Annotated in this window: 16 protein-coding genes; 7 read left to right on the plus strand and 9 right to left on the minus strand. The window is 65.5% G+C overall.

What is annotated here, in order from left to right:
• Positions 1-47: 47 nt before the first annotated feature.
• From OIE68_RS20845 to eccCa, 7 genes are all read right to left on the minus strand, one after another.
• Positions 48-614, minus strand: a complete 567-nt coding sequence (locus OIE68_RS20845) for a YbaB/EbfC family nucleoid-associated protein (protein ID WP_327101028.1) — start codon at positions 612-614, stop codon at positions 48-50.
• A 48-nt stretch (positions 615-662) separates the two neighbouring features.
• On the minus strand, positions 663-983 hold the full coding sequence (locus OIE68_RS20850) for a hypothetical protein (RefSeq protein ID WP_327101029.1): 321 nt from the start codon (positions 981-983) through the stop codon (positions 663-665).
• Positions 984-1,298: 315 nt separating this feature from the next.
• Entirely contained in the window at positions 1,299-3,302 is a 2,004-nt protein-coding gene (locus OIE68_RS20855) for a hypothetical protein (protein WP_327101030.1), read from the minus strand.
• A 129-nt stretch (positions 3,303-3,431) separates the two neighbouring features.
• Positions 3,432-4,205: an ESX secretion-associated protein EspG gene (locus tag OIE68_RS20860; RefSeq protein WP_327101031.1), complete on the minus strand. Its 774-nt coding sequence runs from the start codon at positions 4,203-4,205 to the stop codon at positions 3,432-3,434.
• A 442-nt stretch (positions 4,206-4,647) separates the two neighbouring features.
• Positions 4,648-4,929, minus strand: a complete 282-nt coding sequence (locus OIE68_RS20865; RefSeq protein ID WP_327101032.1) for a hypothetical protein — start codon at positions 4,927-4,929, stop codon at positions 4,648-4,650.
• 42 nt (positions 4,930-4,971) lie between these two features.
• A complete protein-coding gene (locus tag OIE68_RS20870) occupies positions 4,972-5,298 on the minus strand; it encodes a hypothetical protein (RefSeq protein WP_327101033.1) in 327 nt (108 codons plus the stop codon).
• 221 nt (positions 5,299-5,519) lie between these two features.
• Positions 5,520-9,587, minus strand: a complete 4,068-nt coding sequence (gene eccCa, locus OIE68_RS20875; RefSeq protein ID WP_327101034.1) for a type VII secretion protein EccCa — start codon at positions 9,585-9,587, stop codon at positions 5,520-5,522.
• 272 nt (positions 9,588-9,859) lie between these two features.
• Here eccCa and OIE68_RS20880 point away from each other — a divergent pair, with 272 nt between their 5' ends.
• From OIE68_RS20880 to OIE68_RS20900, 5 genes are read left to right on the plus strand one after another with little or no spacing between them, the layout of a single operon-like run.
• Complete coding sequence (locus tag OIE68_RS20880; RefSeq protein WP_327101035.1) at positions 9,860-10,174, plus strand: type VII secretion target; 315 nt, start codon at positions 9,860-9,862, stop codon at positions 10,172-10,174.
• Positions 10,174-11,430: a hypothetical protein gene (locus OIE68_RS20885; RefSeq protein WP_327101036.1), complete on the plus strand. Its 1,257-nt coding sequence runs from the start codon at positions 10,174-10,176 to the stop codon at positions 11,428-11,430. The genes OIE68_RS20880 and OIE68_RS20885 overlap by 1 nt, the downstream gene beginning before the upstream one ends.
• 13 nt (positions 11,431-11,443) lie before the next feature.
• Entirely contained in the window at positions 11,444-11,749 is a 306-nt protein-coding gene (locus OIE68_RS20890; protein ID WP_327101037.1) for a PE family protein, read from the plus strand.
• Positions 11,746-12,753: a PPE domain-containing protein gene (locus OIE68_RS20895; protein ID WP_327101038.1), complete on the plus strand. Its 1,008-nt coding sequence runs from the start codon at positions 11,746-11,748 to the stop codon at positions 12,751-12,753. Before OIE68_RS20890 ends, OIE68_RS20895 begins: the two co-directional genes overlap by 4 nt.
• Positions 12,750-13,535 carry an ESX secretion-associated protein EspG gene (locus OIE68_RS20900; RefSeq protein WP_327101039.1) on the plus strand — a complete coding sequence of 262 codons (786 nt, stop codon included), beginning with the start codon at positions 12,750-12,752 and terminating at the stop codon, positions 13,533-13,535. Before OIE68_RS20895 ends, OIE68_RS20900 begins: the two co-directional genes overlap by 4 nt.
• 148 nt (positions 13,536-13,683) lie before the next feature.
• On the opposite strand, the gene OIE68_RS20905 is transcribed toward OIE68_RS20900, so the two are convergent.
• Positions 13,684-13,839: a hypothetical protein gene (locus OIE68_RS20905; RefSeq protein WP_327101040.1), complete on the minus strand. Its 156-nt coding sequence runs from the start codon at positions 13,837-13,839 to the stop codon at positions 13,684-13,686.
• 61 nt (positions 13,840-13,900) lie between these two features.
• On the minus strand, positions 13,901-14,209 hold the full coding sequence (locus tag OIE68_RS20910) for a hypothetical protein (protein WP_327101041.1): 309 nt from the start codon (positions 14,207-14,209) through the stop codon (positions 13,901-13,903).
• A 161-nt stretch (positions 14,210-14,370) separates the two neighbouring features.
• On the opposite strand from OIE68_RS20910, the gene OIE68_RS20915 reads away from it, so the two are divergent.
• Entirely contained in the window at positions 14,371-14,649 is a 279-nt protein-coding gene (locus tag OIE68_RS20915; RefSeq protein ID WP_327101042.1) for a hypothetical protein, read from the plus strand.
• 413 nt (positions 14,650-15,062) lie between these two features.
• Positions 15,063-15,590, plus strand: coding sequence for a hypothetical protein (locus tag OIE68_RS20920; protein ID WP_327101043.1), 528 nt, complete (start codon positions 15,063-15,065; stop codon positions 15,588-15,590).
• Positions 15,591-15,891: the final 301 nt, after the last annotated feature.

A 15,891-nucleotide genomic window follows, 5' to 3' on the forward strand; every position in this document is an offset into this window, starting at 1 on the left:
CAGAGGAATGGTTCGAGACCGGGCGGGCACCACACTTCCACCGGCGGCTACCCCCACCCCGAATCCGACACCTCAGATCCAGACCCCGCACGCCGGACCTCGTCAGGGTCCTCCACATCCGGCATCTGCACCGGCACCGATTCCTCACCCGAATCGGCGAACACCTCCGACACCGGACGCGCGGGCGGAACCATCGCCTGCTGATCGTCGGTCGGCTCCGCCGCCGCGGAAACCCGTGACCGGCCAGGCAATTCGGCCCCGATATCGGGCAACCCCGCAATGAGATCGGACATCGTGGGCAGCTTTTCCCGCTCCCGCAACAGCGGTGCGCGTAGCTCCTCGGTCTGCCGCACGAGATCATCGGCAGCGGCCTGCGCCGCCGCGGTCACGGCGGGACCGAGCTTATCGGGGGCCATTCCTCGAACGTCGTCGGCGAAGGAGGTTTCGACCAGCCGGCCGTTCGCATCCACCGTCACGCTGACAGCGCCATCGAGAGCCGTAGCCGTCGCGGTCAATGCGAGACGCTGCTGCTCGAAGTCGGAGATTCCCGCCATCCGACCGCGCACGGCCTCCAGCATCTCCGCCAACTCATCCCGCGCGCGCCTATTGCGCATTGCACTTTTACCTCAGCCGAATTCTCTGTGTGAAGCTTCTGTCTCTAGCTAGTTGAATTGTGTCGCCGACGCCTGATCCGTCGCGCCGAGTTGCTCATTCGCATAGTCGATTCCGTCGCCCGCGGTGCCACACGACTCGGCCGAGGCCTCAGCGGAATCCTCGAGAGCGTCGAGAAACTCACCCGCGCCCGGCGCGCCGTCCCGCCCGTCGAAGAAGTCGTCCTTGTACCGATCGTCGCCCGCACAGGCCAGAGTGCGCTCCCGAATACTGGCGATCTTGGCCGCCAAACGCTCATAACCCAACCGCGCATTATCGGCGTGTTGACTCGCCCTCTGCATCCCTTCGGGATCAACACCGATGTCCGCCATCACCGAATCCTCCTGCGCCCATTCGTATCACGAAAGATCCTTTCACAACCCCACAGCTCCACCTACTCAAAGAACTGTCAATTCTCTGCGCGCACAATGGATCCAGCACCTCATTCTGGTTCCCAGCCACCGCACGCGGTGACGGCCGCCGAGTAGATCAGGACCGAGCCCGTCGCTCACTCGTCCCATGCCCACAACCGCCAGTAGGGCAGCGACGGAACGTTGCGGTCCCGGTCACCTGCACAGCAGGAGAGCCTGTGTGGCGACTACGGAGCCCATGCAGTCTCAGGTCCGGTCACGGAAACGACTGTAAGATCACTGCCCCACGGACTGCTGCTGCGACGGCACCTGACGCGGCGGCACAGGTGTCGGCGCCGCAGGCGCATTCACCGGACGCTCCCGATTCGGCACGACCACGGCGGCCGCCGACTGCTCCGCCCCCTGCCGATTCGGCGTCTCCCCGACCACGGGCCTCGTCGTACCCGAGATATCACCCAGACCCTCGTCCAAGTTGTCGGCCCGGTCCAGATACTTCGCCCGCTCATGCTTGTCGCCGCCCTGCCCCTGCCGTCCAGCCGCACCCGGCGACCCCGCGGCACCAGGTGACCCCGGCATACCCGCCATCGGCGACATGGCCGAACCGGCTATTGTCGCCGAGGTCGGAAGCCCCGCCCGCGGAAACAACTTCGACCCTTCGAAACCAGCTTTCGGAGCCGCAGAACCGGTGCTACTACCTGACCCGCTACCGATACCGCCGCCCGCACCGCCGCCGAAAGCACGCGGTGTGTAACTGGAGCCGGACGGATCCAAACCAGCGAGCGATGTCGGCATCATCGACGGCGCGGACATGCCCGACTCCGCCAATTTCTGCGCGGCACCGAGAAGCTGCTCCCCGATCTGCCCCGCCGTACCCAACCCCTGCTGGATAGCCGATTGTATGGCCTGCTGCTGTGCGGCCTCCTCCTGCGCCTGCCGCATTTCCTCGAGCGAGGATTCGTAATCGGAAGCAGTCGGGTAATCGGCCAGAGAGGGGGACGTGTCACCACCTGCCGGAGTCAAACCACCGCCGCCAGGGCCCTTAACCGGACCAGGAAGAGGGTCATAGATTGTGTCATCAGTTGCACCCTCATAGTCCCCGCCCAAACGGTGCTCCGGCAGTGGGGCTTCGGGGACGAGTCCGTCCACGATGTCGAACTTCGACTCGTAATACAGTTCCATGGCTTCCCGTTTGCCATTGACTTTCGTGTCGTCAACTCCGCCAATAGCCGGATCCAACGGGTCAGTAAGCCACCCGTTCCATTTCCAGAGAGTGTACGGCGGATCCGGATCGGGCGGCATTTCCTGCTGGGTCTTGTCGAGAAAAGCAGCGACGTGCGCGTAAAGATCGCTCAACGCAAGGGCAGCTTTGGACAAGGGCTCGGCGTCACCCACTACAACGTTGACCGTCTCGAAGGCCTGCGCGGAGCCCGGTCCGACCCACTTCGACTGGGTCACGTCCTTCAGACGCTCGACAAGTTCATCGACCACGATCGGTATGGCATTCCCCACCGACAGCCAATTCCGCGCCATCTCATATGACGCGCTCACAGTATTCCGCGTTCGAATATCCTCGCCGAATTCATAAAGGTCGCGCCACGAAAGATCGTACGGATTTTCACTCGCCGCAGGAGTATCTAGAAAACCACCATCGAACGCACTGACCGCGCCCGACGGTTCCTTAGCATTCCCATACGGATTGACATCGCTCTGCGCGAAATATGATGAATATCGTTCAAGGACAGACGTCGGCGGACCATAGTAAGAAAGTTCCGATAGCGACGGCGGTACAACAATGTCACCGATCTTGCCGAAACTCTCGGCATTCTCACCCTCCACGGCATCGTACGCCATCTGCGCCGCCACGAACAGTTCCTCCAGGGCCAGCAGATTCGCACGGAACATCTCCAGGCCTTGACCAATGATCAAACCCGCCGAATTGAACTTGTCTCTCATTCCGGTACCGGATGGCTGATTGGAGAACGGCTGATAATTGAACCCGTCATGAACAGCATGCCAGTGACATACATCGATACCCTCTATCGCAGCGGTGGTGTGGCCAGCACAGTCGTACGCCGCACCCCCTTCCAGATACAGGCGCTGCAGCTCGCCGTCGACTTCCACGCCTTCGGTGGCGAGCGTTGTAAGATCAGTCAACCCCAGCGTGGTGGTCTCGCCACCGGTGCCGAACGGATCCGTCGTCTCGGTGGAGTCCTCGCTGGGCACGTCGGTCTCGGACGTATCCTGCTGAGCCGTCGACTGATCGTCATCTGGGTCGGCCACCGCTCACCTCCTACCCCTCAACCGAACTCGGACGACAACACACCGCGGATTCCGCGTCGGGCGTGATCACACCCCAGGTAGCAGCACCCCGAAGCAGGCCTTCGCACCGCTCGGAATAGTGCCGCCGCCTCATCGCCGTTCGTCCTTGATCGCCCTGACCACATCGGCGATCAGGGCATCCACCCGAGCGGTCAGCCCATTCACATCGACACCGAAGGCCATCGGATGGTCCCGGTCGGTGATGACGTACCTGCCGTCGTTGTGCAGATCGCGCCATTCGAGTGTGCACCTGGCGGCATGCTGCGGTCCGAATCGAGAGACGCCCTGCCCGACGGAGATGGTTCCGATACCGGTGACCGGCGAGCGAAGGAATCGCTCTGCTCGGTACCATCCGGGATCTTCGGCAGGCTCGCGAGTCAGCGATTGCCCAAATTCCTGATCCAGCTCGGTCGCGGTGTGGGAAATCAGATCGACGCTGCCGAGTTCGCCCGCCACGGCGTCGGGTATACGGGCTGCCACGGCAGTACCCAATTCCAGGACCGGGTGCTGCTCGACAATGAATTCACCACCGTGCTCACCGGCCTCACCCCACACCTGTCCGACCAGATACGCGTCACTCCCGCGACGCGCCGCCTGCAGCCGGATCTGAGCCTCCTCCTCCGTGAGATCAACACCCCTCGCCACGATTCGGATATCGGGCTTGGCAACGACATCGAGCACGTCCTCGAATCCGTCCCCGAGCCGCCGCCGCACCGCCACGCGTGCCGCCTTCTTCGCCTTCAGGTAGTCGCGGTACAGCGGTATTCGACACGTGAAGCCGAATGGTTCGGGCAGCACGCCGGATTCCCGCATGTCCTCCCACAGCGCGACCAATTCCAGTCCGGTGAGACGCCAACTCCGCATCACCACGAACATCCTCCCCGCTTTACATCGGAACCTACGTGCAACGGTCGCTCAGCGCGGGCACGACTGTCAACGGAGATACGGTGCACGCCAACGTTCTTTACATTTGTTTGAGGCCGCACCGGCTACAGCGGCGGCAGATCGACCAACCGGCTTGAAGCTGATACAGGTTCGCGTCCACAGCCCGTCTACAGCTCCGGGAGTTCGATTCCGAACGACGCCTTGTCCGCGTCGAAGGTTTCCTCTTCGAATTGTGCGACCATCGTGAGCATCTGTTTCAAACAGGCCCCCGGCCAGTTCGGCCCAGCCTCGGCACGTCCACGCAGCCAGGCCCGCATATGGATCTGCGACCCACGCGGCCGGGGCGGACGCGCAGACTGCCACCGAAGCGCCGAATTATTCCGACTGTGCTCAACTACTGGAACAACAGTCGAGTGGCAGCCTAGCTGAAACTCAATTTGATCTTTCCTTCCGCAAAGCTAGCATTTTCGTAAGACGCCTGGGCCCCATTCCCCAGCCCACCCACAGAGTCTTTGATTTCATCCAGAAGATTGGCAAGTTGATTCGCCTCGGCAAGAAAGGTTTCGGCCGAGCCGTTACCTTCCCACGCGTTGTGGACCGTCTGAGCAGCCTGCCGGAACCGTTCCAGCAAATCATCGAAATTATTCGACATAGATGCATGTCGACTGGCAAGATTTTCGAAACCAGCACCTACATAACGCATGTTAATCCTTCTCTCTCCATTGTCCCATCTTCCCCTTCCAGCCTAAGCGTCAAAGAGGTTTGTCATCAATTCCTCGTTGTCGAATTCCATCTGATCGAACTCGTTCTTCGAAACACCGAGCCGGTCGATCAGATCGGCCGCCAGCGCATGCGCCTTGGTGATCTTATCCTCGAGAACGGCGCGCGCTTTCTGCCCTGCCCCTGCCGCGCCTCCGTCCCATGAAGCTGTGATTTCGTCCCAAGAATCACCGAGCGGCCTGAGAACGTTTCCGACCACGTCATCAAGGGCATCAAGGAACGTGGACTCCGCCTGGGAGACGGTCGCCGAGTCATGCTGAATGCTCGAGGCGCCGGATGCTGTTTCTACCATAGTTCACCTTCTCAACGAGAGTGTGCCGACCGCAATGTATAGCCAGCGTATCTATATCATCTTCGAAGCCCGCCCCCGATGTCTCTCAAGTATTTGTAAAATGCAAGAAATTTACCCACCCGGCCACCCCTGGATCATTCATTGTCGATGATTCCCGCCACTGATAGCTGACGGTCGCCCAAGCGAACCGCAGATGTTGACGACGTACCAACCAAGACATCTCACACCGGCGGCAGCCACGCCACCTGCACCATCTCCGGCTCCCCACTCCGCGAGATCAACACCCCCCGCCCAGGCGGCAGCTTCTCCGCCCGCACCCCACCAAGAAACTTCCCCTCATCCTTGGGCGCACTCATCAACAACGCATCCACCGACAGATCCTTCAACGCCCCCAGCACCTTGTCGTACAACGCCCGCGCCGCCCCACCGGCCCGCCGCACCACCACCAGATGCAACCCGACATCCCGCGCCTGCGGCAGGAATTCCAGCAACGGCTCCAACGGATTCCGCCCGCCGGTCACCACCATGTCGTAGTCGTCGACGACCACGTAGATCTCCGGGCCGCTCCACCAGTTGCGCTCGCGCAGCTGCTGCGGGGTGATATCGGCGTCGGGGATGCGTTTGCGTAGGTAGCGGGCGACCTCCTCGATCATCTTGAACGACGTGCCGGACGAGGTGGAGTATCCGGCCAGCTGGTCGCCCTCCAGCACCCCGAGCATGGTCCGCCGGTAGTCGAGAAGGATGACCCGAGCCTGGTCGGCGTCGGAGTTCTCCGCTATGCCCATGACGATGGTGCGCAGCAGCGTGGTCTTACCGGATTCCACATCCGCGAACGCCATCAGGTGCGGCTGGGTGCCGAAATCGAGGACCAATGGCTCCAATTCGGCTTCACCCAGCCCGATCGCCACGCGGGTCGGGCCCAGTTCGATATCCCGTGCGGAGACTTCGGCAAGTACCTGCTCACGCGGAATCTGCAACGGCAGCATACGAACCGGCGGGGCGGCACGGTCGCCGTAGAGCTCGCCCAACTGTTCGACAGCGGCGCGGACCCCCTCGGGGAGCGTGTCACGATCGGAACGAGAATCCAGCCGCGGCAAGGCAATCAGCATATGTAGCCGGTCCGGTGTCAGGCCGCGTCCCGGCCGTCCGACCGGAACATGCACCGCGGTGCGCCGATCCATTTCCGAATCGCCCGGATCACCGAGTCGCAGCTCCAGCCGGGTTCCGAGATTGTCCTTCACCGCCGGGCGGACCTCGGCCCAGCGCCCGGCCGACATCATCAAGTGGATGCCGTAGGACAGACCGCGTTGCGCGATCGTGGTGAGCTGCGGCTCCAGCTGCTCGAATTCGGTGCGGATCGTGGCCCAGCCGTCGACGACGAGGAATACGTCGCCGAACAGGTCCTCCGACAGCGGATCATCCACGCCGCCGGATTCGGTGCGTAGGCTCAGTTCCGCCTTGCGCCTGCGGAATTCGTGCACCGAGTCGATGCCGAGCGCACGAAAGCGTTCCTCGCGCTGATGCAGCAGGGTCATCACTTCCGCGACGGTCCGCCGCACCCGGTTGGTGTCCAGGCGACCGGCCACCGAACCGATATGCGGCAGATCCGCCATGCCGGCGAACGTGCCACCGCCGAAATCCAGGCAGTAGAACTGGACCTGCTCCGGCGTATGGGTCACGGCGGCCGCCAGGACGATCGCGCGCAGCGTGGTCGACTTCCCCGACTGCGGGCCCCCGACGACGGCGAGATTGCCACGCGCCGCGGACAGGTCGACGGTCAGTGGCTCGCGGCGCTGCTCGTACGGCTTGTCGATCACACCGATCGCCATCCACAGCCGGCCGTGCCGGTTACCAGCCGAACGCCAGTCCGGCTCCGGCAGCAGCATGTCCACCGACGGGGATTCGTCCAGCGGCGGCAGCCATACCTCGTGCGCCGGGCGGCCGTGCCCGGTCAACCGGCCCACCACGATATCCAGCAGGCTGGTGGGAATCCCCTCGGCCTGCGCCGCGTCGTCGGCCGGCGCGGACCCCGGTGGGGGCGGTAGCTCCGGAAGGCCCCGCGCCACCGCCGAACTCACGAAGTCCGGCAACGGCTCCACTTCCGAAAGCACCGGAGCCGCACTGAATTCCACCACCGACTGGCCACCGGCGGAGCGGCCGTCCGCCGACCGCGCCGCCAGTGGTGCGGCGTACGGTCCCGACACATAACTGGCGTTGAACCGCACCGGGTCCGCGCCACTGGTTTTGAGGTAGGCCGAGCCGGGCACGCCGGGCAGGTGGTAAGCATCGGTGATGCCGAGTACCGCCCGGGACTCGTTCGCCGAGAAGGTCCGCAATCCGATCCGGTACGACAGGTGGCTGTCGAGCCCGCGCATCTTGCTTTCCTCCAGCCGCTGCGAGGCCAGCAGCAGGTGCACCCGCAGCGACCGGCCCAGTCGTCCGATCATCACGAACAACTCCGCGAAATCCGGCTTCTGGGCCAGCAATTCGGAGAACTCGTCGACCACGATGAACAACGCCGGCAACGGTTCGAGCTGGGCACCGGCCGCTCGGGCGCGCTCGTAGTCGGTGACATTGGCGAAGTTGCCCGCGGCGCGCAACAGTTCCTGGCGGCGGTTCAGCTCACCCGACAGCGCGTCCTTCATGCGGTCGACCATCGTGAGCTCTTCCTCGAGGTTGGTGATCACCGCGGCCACATGGGCCAGTGATTCCAGGCCGAGGAAGGTGGCGCCGCCCTTGAAGTCGACGAGCACCAGGTTCAGCAGATCCGGTGAATGCGTGGTGACCAGCGACAGCACCAGCGTGCGCAGGAACTCCGATTTACCCGAACCCGTTGCGCCGATGCACAATCCGTGCGGGCCCATGCCGTTCTCGGCGGATTCCTTGATGTCCAGCTCGACGGGCACACCGTCGGGTGTGATCCCGATCGGCACCCGCAGCCGCTCGGTGGGGGTGCGCGGACGCCACACCTTCGCCGGATCGATCCGGGCGGCATCGGAAATCCGCAGCAGCGCCATCAGTCCGGGGTCCGCGCTGCTGTCGGCATCGAGATCGAACACCTGCGCGGCCGTCGCGATCCGGTAGCGCGCCAGATCGCGGGCCAGCGCCGCCGCCTCGGCACCGCTGACGTCGTCCGCGGTCGCGAACCGCTCGGTACCGGTGGGCGACTGCACCGCCACCGCGCCGTCGTTCACCACCAGATGTATTCCCCGGCGAGCCGCGAGCCGGGTCGGTGCCGCTCCGAGGTCGAGCACGGTCACCGAATCCAGGCCGATATCACCGACGATCCGCTCGGTGCCGCTCACATACCCGTCGTCGAGGATGACCAGCAGATGGCGGCGCCCCGACGTCGACTGCGTGTTGCGCATGAACCGGCCGCGTTCGCCGAGGTCGGCACCCAGGGAGGTCTCGAACTCCGCCAGCGAGGCGTACATCATGCGGGCGGATCCGACACCGTCGCGCTCGGTCGGGTGCTGCACGTGCGGGAGCCACTTCGCCCACGACCACGCCGCATCGTCCGGATCGGCACAAATGACGGCCACCGCCGCGTGGTCGGGACCGTGAAAGGTGGCGTACTCCATGAGCATTGCCCGCGCCAGCCGACGCGCCTGGTCCCGGTCGCCGCCGATCGCGACGGCCGGGAATGCCCGCAGCGCCAGCGCGGTCGGCAGCTGATGCACCACCGAGTGGGTGCGCACGAAACGGCGCAGCGCCACCGTCGACACCGGCTCCAGATCCTCGACCGGACCGGTCTCGGGACGCCCCAGCCTTGTCGCCAGCCGATGGCTGCCGACCCCGACCCGCACGTGGGCGAAATCCGGATCGTTGGGGCGGCGCTCCCACATGCGCCGGGTGCCGGCCAGCGACTGCAGGTCGGCCGGCTCGGGGTGGCTCCACAGCAGGCTTTCCAGCTGTGCATTACCGGTCTTGCGGACGTCCTTGCGGATCTGATCCAGATACCGGAAGTAGTCCTTGCGCTCCTCGTTCAGCTCGGCGGGACGCTTCTGCCCGCCACTGCCGCGCAACCCCGCCATCATGCCGACCATCGACATGATCATCATCAACGGGAACATCATCATGAAGGGATTCGACAGCAGGCTGCGGCCCATCATGGCCATCATCGCGATCATGCCGACCACCGCGACCACCATGACGACGGGCATCAGCTTCACCAGCAATGGGGCGGGGATGGGTCGCGCCACCTCCGGCGGCGCGCTCAGCGTGATGTCACCGCCCGGTGGGCGTGGTGGCGCGATGCGCGGCCGGCGCACGAAGCCCTCGGTAGTCATAGTGTCTTTGTCACGTCCTTTCACCGGCGGACCGACCCGGAATCCGATCTCGGCGAATCCGATCAACGCATCAGAGGATTATCAGAGTACATACTCTTGCCATTCCCAATATTGGGAAACTCAAAGGAATGTAAAATATCTCCCGAATTCGGGCTTGTTCCATTCACGGCCGACACTTTTTTACCAATATTTGAGCCATGGTCCGGGCGGCTCGAATTCTCGGTCCGGTAAATTGCTATTCAGCAGCATTCTGTTCCTCGATGGGGGTTTTCATGACCGAGCTGATCGCAGTTCCCGACGCAATCCGCCACTACGGCGATGCGTCGGCCGCCATGGCCGCCGAGGTCGCCGCGGTCGCGGCCGCCGACCAGGCCGCGACCATCGCCGCCGCGGTGCCGGTCTTCGGCCTGATCGGGCAGGACTTCCTGATCGCACTCGCCCTCGCCCAGGGCAACAACCTGCAGTCGAGCGCCGAAATCGCCGCGGTACACGCCGCAACAGCGCTGACCGCCTACGACGCCGCGGCCGGCTACGAGGCCACCGAAGACACCTCGGCCGCCGAATTCCGGGTAATCGGAACCGACTGATGTCGCAGCCGCTGGACCAGGCGATCCTGGACATGATCCGGGCCACCCCGGTGGGCCCGATGCTGGACCGGCCGGTCAACGACATCCTGCGGGATATGGGCCTGCCCCCGCTGCCCGACCTCCCCCCGATGCCGCCACTGCCGGGTATGCCGCCACTGCCGGTAATCGATGTGGCGGCCATGGCGCGGCCCCTGACCGATCTGGCCAGCGGCTTCGGCACCGGGCAACTCGGCAGCGGTCCGACGGTCGATCCCGCCCAGGTGCTGTCGCAAGTGTCCTCGGTAATTCAGACCGCGATACAGCTCGGTTCGACGGCCCTGCAGCTGGCATCGTCGCTGTGGCAGGGCGCCGCCGCCGACGCGGCCGCCGGAAAAGCGACACAGGTCGGCGCGGACAGCGCGGCGGTGGCGGGGCAGAGCACACAGACGTCGGCCGGTGCGGCAGCCGCGGCGGGAACGGTATTCCGCGGCACGACCCTGATGTCGGGAATCATCGCGAAATACCTGACCTCGATGCTGGCGGCGGCACCTTTTCTCGTCACCCCGCCGGGACAGGCGTTCGCGGTGGCGATGTCGGCCGAGACGCTGACCGAGGCGCTGGCAGTGGTCGCCGAGACCCGCGCCGAGTTGACCGTGCACAGCGCGGCCATGACGACCACCGGCACCAAGGTGCCGGTGACGAACGCGCCGACCGGTGTCGACCCCGCACAGATGGTGTCGCAGTTGGCGCAGATCCTCCCGTCGCTGGCGAACGCGGCCACCACCGGGGTGAAAGCCATCAGCGAGGCGATGGCCCCGTCCGCCGCTCGGACGCATCGCACCGGAGACCCGGAGGGTGCGGACTACCGCGGGCCGCACGGTTTCCCGGGCATCGGTGGTATTGCGGGCGGCACGCTCGCCGGTGGAACCACCGCGTCTGGGGCCACCCCCCGTCCGCTGACCGCATGGACCAGCCCCACCGCCACAAACACCTCCGGCACGACCACACCCGGTACCGCCGCGTCCCCGATCGGTTCCCCGGCCGGCGGGCGTGGTGGCGCCACCACGCCCGGATTCATGCCGACGGGCGCGGGCAGCGCTGCCGGTGCTCCGCGCGGCGCGGGCGATGCGAGCGCCACCGGATCGGTGCACACCAACTTGGTCACCGAACAGAACGGCCAAGAGGTCGTGGGTGAGGTCGAAGGGACGTCACCGCCGGTGATCGGCGCCGCCGATCCGCGACACACCGAGCCGCCGGACAAGGCACTGATTCTGTAGAGGGGAAGCTGTGATGGAATTCGATCCGATCCGGGTGCATGCGGCCGCCGCGGATCTCGACGCGCTCGCCGATTGGTTGTCGACCGACCTCCGGGAAACCATGCCGACGCTGGCCGTGGCACCGACCGGTGCCGACGAGGTGTCGGGCCGGGCCGCCGATACGCTGCGGCTAGTCGCGCAGTCCTACCACGAATCGGCCGCCGGTAGCATCGACGAGCTGCGCAAACTGGCGTCCGTACTGCGGTCCCAGTCCGAGCGGCTCACCTCGATGGAGCAGGACAACGCGGCGGGCTTCTCACCACTCGGGCAGGCCGGATGATCGAACCACCGAAGGCCGGGTTCACCGGGGTGGTCTGGGAGGCCAGGCCCACCGAGCAACTCGCGCAGGACCTCACCCGCGACGCCAGCACCGCGCCGCTGACCGACGCGGCAACGGGGTGGTCGAAACTCGCGGCCAGTTTCGGCGCCGCGGCACTCGATTACGACCGGATCATCACTACGATCCGCGAGTCGTGGCGCTCCACGCAGAGCGAGGCGGTGATCGCGCGCATCACGACCCTGCGGGACTGGATACAGGACGCCGCGACGGCCGCCGCCACCAACGCGACCCGCGTCGCCAACCAGATCGTCGCGTACGAGGTGGCGCTGGCCGCCATGCCGCACGTGGAAGAACTGGCCGTCCTGGAGGAAACCAGACGCAACCTCGAACGGCTGGGCGCGCTGCTCGGCGCGCCCCTCGTGGCCACGGCCGCCGACACCGAGACCGAACAGGATGCGGCGAAGGCGGCCGCCGCCCGGATCATGCGCAGCTACGAGGAGGCCACCGAACCACTGGCCACCGCATGGCAGCAGACACCGCCCCCAGTCATCGTCTCCGATACGGCCGTCGCCGACCAGGAAGCCGGTGCCGACCAGCGGGCGACCGCACAGGCCGGCACCGGGATACCCCCGATGCCACATCTCGGCACGATATCGGTTCCCCGGGCAATGACGGCCTATCGCACGCCGGTCGTCACGCCGGTGTCCGGACCGCCGGAACCGGTGCCGGTGCAGGCGAGCTCGGTACAACCGGACACCGCCGCCAACAGGATGGCCCCCGCAGCTATGGCCCCCGCCACGGCGGCCGATGCCGAACGCACCGTCCGCGGCGGCGTGGCGTCGGACGCACGGCCCGGCGACGCCGCCGCGTTCGAGGCCGGGCTACAGGCGGCCCCCGCTGTGCTGGGCGTCCCCGAACAGGCACCACCACCTGCGGCGAGCAGTCCTGACACCTCTGCCGCGCACGGCCCTGGGATCGGGCCACGGCGCGCGGACGCGTCATGACCGAAATGACGAACGACGCCGTGCTCGCGGTGTCGAACCTGCTGCAGGTGCAGACCTTGCCGACGGTGCTCGGCATAGGCCCGCAACAGGATTCGATTGCCGACTGGGCGGCGGCTCAGCAGGCGGCCCTGGCGGGCCTGCGAGACTCGGGCGTCATCGACGAATACGACGACGTCGACTCCGATCTGACCGATGCCCTGCGCATCCTGGCCCATCCCGAGCGGGAACTTGCGGCCCGCATCTACACCGAATTCGAGACCCGCCGTTTCTGCCTGGCGCGCAACGGAACCCGGCACGCCGTGGCCGTCCGAACCGGGGACCTGATCGAGATTCGTATGGTGTGGGCCGACGAGGGACCGGCGGTGGCTCGCCCGGTACTGGACCTACTCGGACCGTGCACACCGGCCGAGATCACCGGCTTCAGCGCCGTATCCGCCGAGCTGCGCGAACGGCTCGACCAGGCATCGGATGCCACCGACTACGCCCAGATCGCCTACTCGTACGGGCTGGACGACCGCCAGGCGATCGACTTCGGGCTGACATTGTCCAGCTGCCACGCACACGCGGAGATCGTCGCGTACGCCCACGAGGGCGGGGTGACCACCCGGGCCCCCGGAGCGGTCGCCGTCTACGACACCGCACGCGGCCGGCTCTGCGCCGGACCCGCCACGGCCGGCGACCAGCAGACGTTGTCCACGTTCGCACCGGGTTCCGACCACCGGATCGCGCAGTCGATCTGCGCGATGATCGAGTCGCTGCCGGGCGGACGGTGGATGCCGTAGACAGCACAGCGAACCCCTTAGTGTCGCCGTGACTGCTCGTCAGCAACCCCACCGAAACCTGCAACTCGTACCGCAACCGGCCGTCGCGACCACACCACCCTGCGCATGCGGAGAGGAACACCCGTCCGATCCAGCGACGATCATCGAATCACTGGACCAGGTCACCGATCCGCTGGACGCGGAGATCCTCGGGGCTGCTGGCCTCCGCGGATCTGCTGGGTGAGGAAGCGGAAGAGATGGTGCTCACCGCGATGCTGCCCGCCTTCGAGGCATTGGGCGGCGCCGCGGCGGCGGGACTGCTCACGGTGATCACCGCGCTCGGTACGGAAAGGATCGCGGCGGCGGCAGCGGCGCACAAGGAGCGCCTACCGTTGCCCACCACGCTTCCCGCCTGGGTCCAACACCTTCAGGACCCGGTGGCCGCGCACGGTTGTGTGGCGCTGACCGGCCCGGACGGCGAAATATTCCTGCTGGCAGCGTGTTTCGACCGGCCCCACGGCGCGCACGCGATGCTGCTCATGATCGACCCCGAGGAATGCGGCGCCGCAACGCATCTCGCATTGGTGGACGCCCAGGACATGTCGGAGGCATTGGCCGAAGTGCACCGACATGCCCGCAACGACGGTATCCGGTTCGTCGAAAAGCCCCTGAGCCCAGCCGAATTCCGGTGGCATGCCGAAATCGCCTTGGACCGCCGCGCCGACCACGACCGGGACGAGTCGCTCGACGACGAACTCGAGGAATCCTCGACCTGGGTGACGACGACGACGGCCCCGGCTTCCACGTCCTCGCGACGTTGCTGCGTGCCCGGCTGCGAACTCTGCCGCTGTCGCCGATGCCGAAACCGCCACACCCGGAACCCGTCGAACCGGATCAAGAAGCCATCCTGTCGTTGCTCGAGAAAATGGCGCCCCTGGCGCAGCGAGGTGCATTCCGGGCACCGACACCACCGAAGTTGCCACCCAAGCGGAAAACCAGGGACGGCCCGGCACCGATCCTGCGGCTGCGGGTGGATCTGCGCGGCGCCAAACCACGCATCTGGCGGCGCCTCGAGGTTCCCGATATTGGCACAATCGAGTTCGGCGAAATTCTCGGTTATTCGAACGACGATTGACGCCACACCGGAGCCCTGAGATGTGGGACCAGGGATGCTCGTTGCGGGGGTTCCGGTGTGGAATCAATGTCATGAAGACGGAACTTTAAGCAGCACAACCACGCTCGCAGACTTCACCGTCGCCGCGGTGACCGCCAGCGGGCGACATTGCGCCACAGGAAGCACCAGACCAGACCACCCGCGCCGAGCCAACGGCTCGGCACTCCCGAAGATGGTCGGTGGCCACGCGCGGTCGGCCTCGATCGGGTGCTGCGGACCGCGAATGTCGAGTCCGCGTGGACGGCTGTCGGGTTTATCCGGTCCGCCATATCAAGTAAATGTAAGATCATCCGCTTCCCATCGGTGTGACCGATATGGTGGCATCCAAAATTGGTCAGGGACAGCGCCTCGATCGCATACCGAGCGGTGCAAGAATGTTGCTCTGGGACGACGCAATACGCCCGCTGAAGGACGAGATCGACGGGCTCCGTGCCCTTCCTCGACTCGAGATCACCGTGAACGCTCTGTCATGGACCATCAGGACAATGGTTCCGCCGATCGAGGAGCAGTCGGTCGTCGATTTCGCATCCGACGTGCTCGACTACCTCGAGCAACAGATTCGGCAGGGCAACGCGAGCCCGGAATTCATCACCGACCTCGAGGAACGGCACGAAGGTCTCCTCGACGAGGAGATCGTGGAGACCGGAGTCGACCCCATCCTGTCCGCCATCACGGCCTGCTTCGGGTACCGCGAGCCCCAGCTGCGGACCCAAACGGTGTACTACTCGCTCTCGTCGTGCTACCAAGCGCAATTCCAACGCATCGCCCCGGACATGGCCACCATCGAATTCGAGCGCGACAGTGCCCGATGCAGCGAGATCATCGACTTCCAGAAGACCCTGATCCGCCGAAGCGGCCATCAGCGCGGTAGCAAGCCGCACTGCCTCAACCAGTCACAGTGAAGAGTGCGGCCCCAGGGATGTATGACCGCAGTCGACACATAGGTCGCCCTCGGCGGGCGGCTGGGACGGCAGCAACTCGACGCCGCAGCGGTCGCAGTGCCGTGACTCGCCAGTCCACCAGTACCCGGTTGACACGAAACTGCTCCACCGCCCGCCGCCACGCACGCATCCGCGGCTCGTCGTCGGCGAGCAGGTCACCGTCCCGGAACGAGGCGGCTCCGGCTCGTTACCGGACAAGTATCCGCGGATGAAATAGGCGGCAGCCAAGGAACACTGACCGATCTCGCTGCGATCCACACGT

The organism is Nocardia vinacea, from assembly GCF_035920345.1.
Taxonomy (GTDB): Bacteria; Actinomycetota; Actinomycetes; order Mycobacteriales; family Mycobacteriaceae; genus Nocardia; species Nocardia vinacea_A.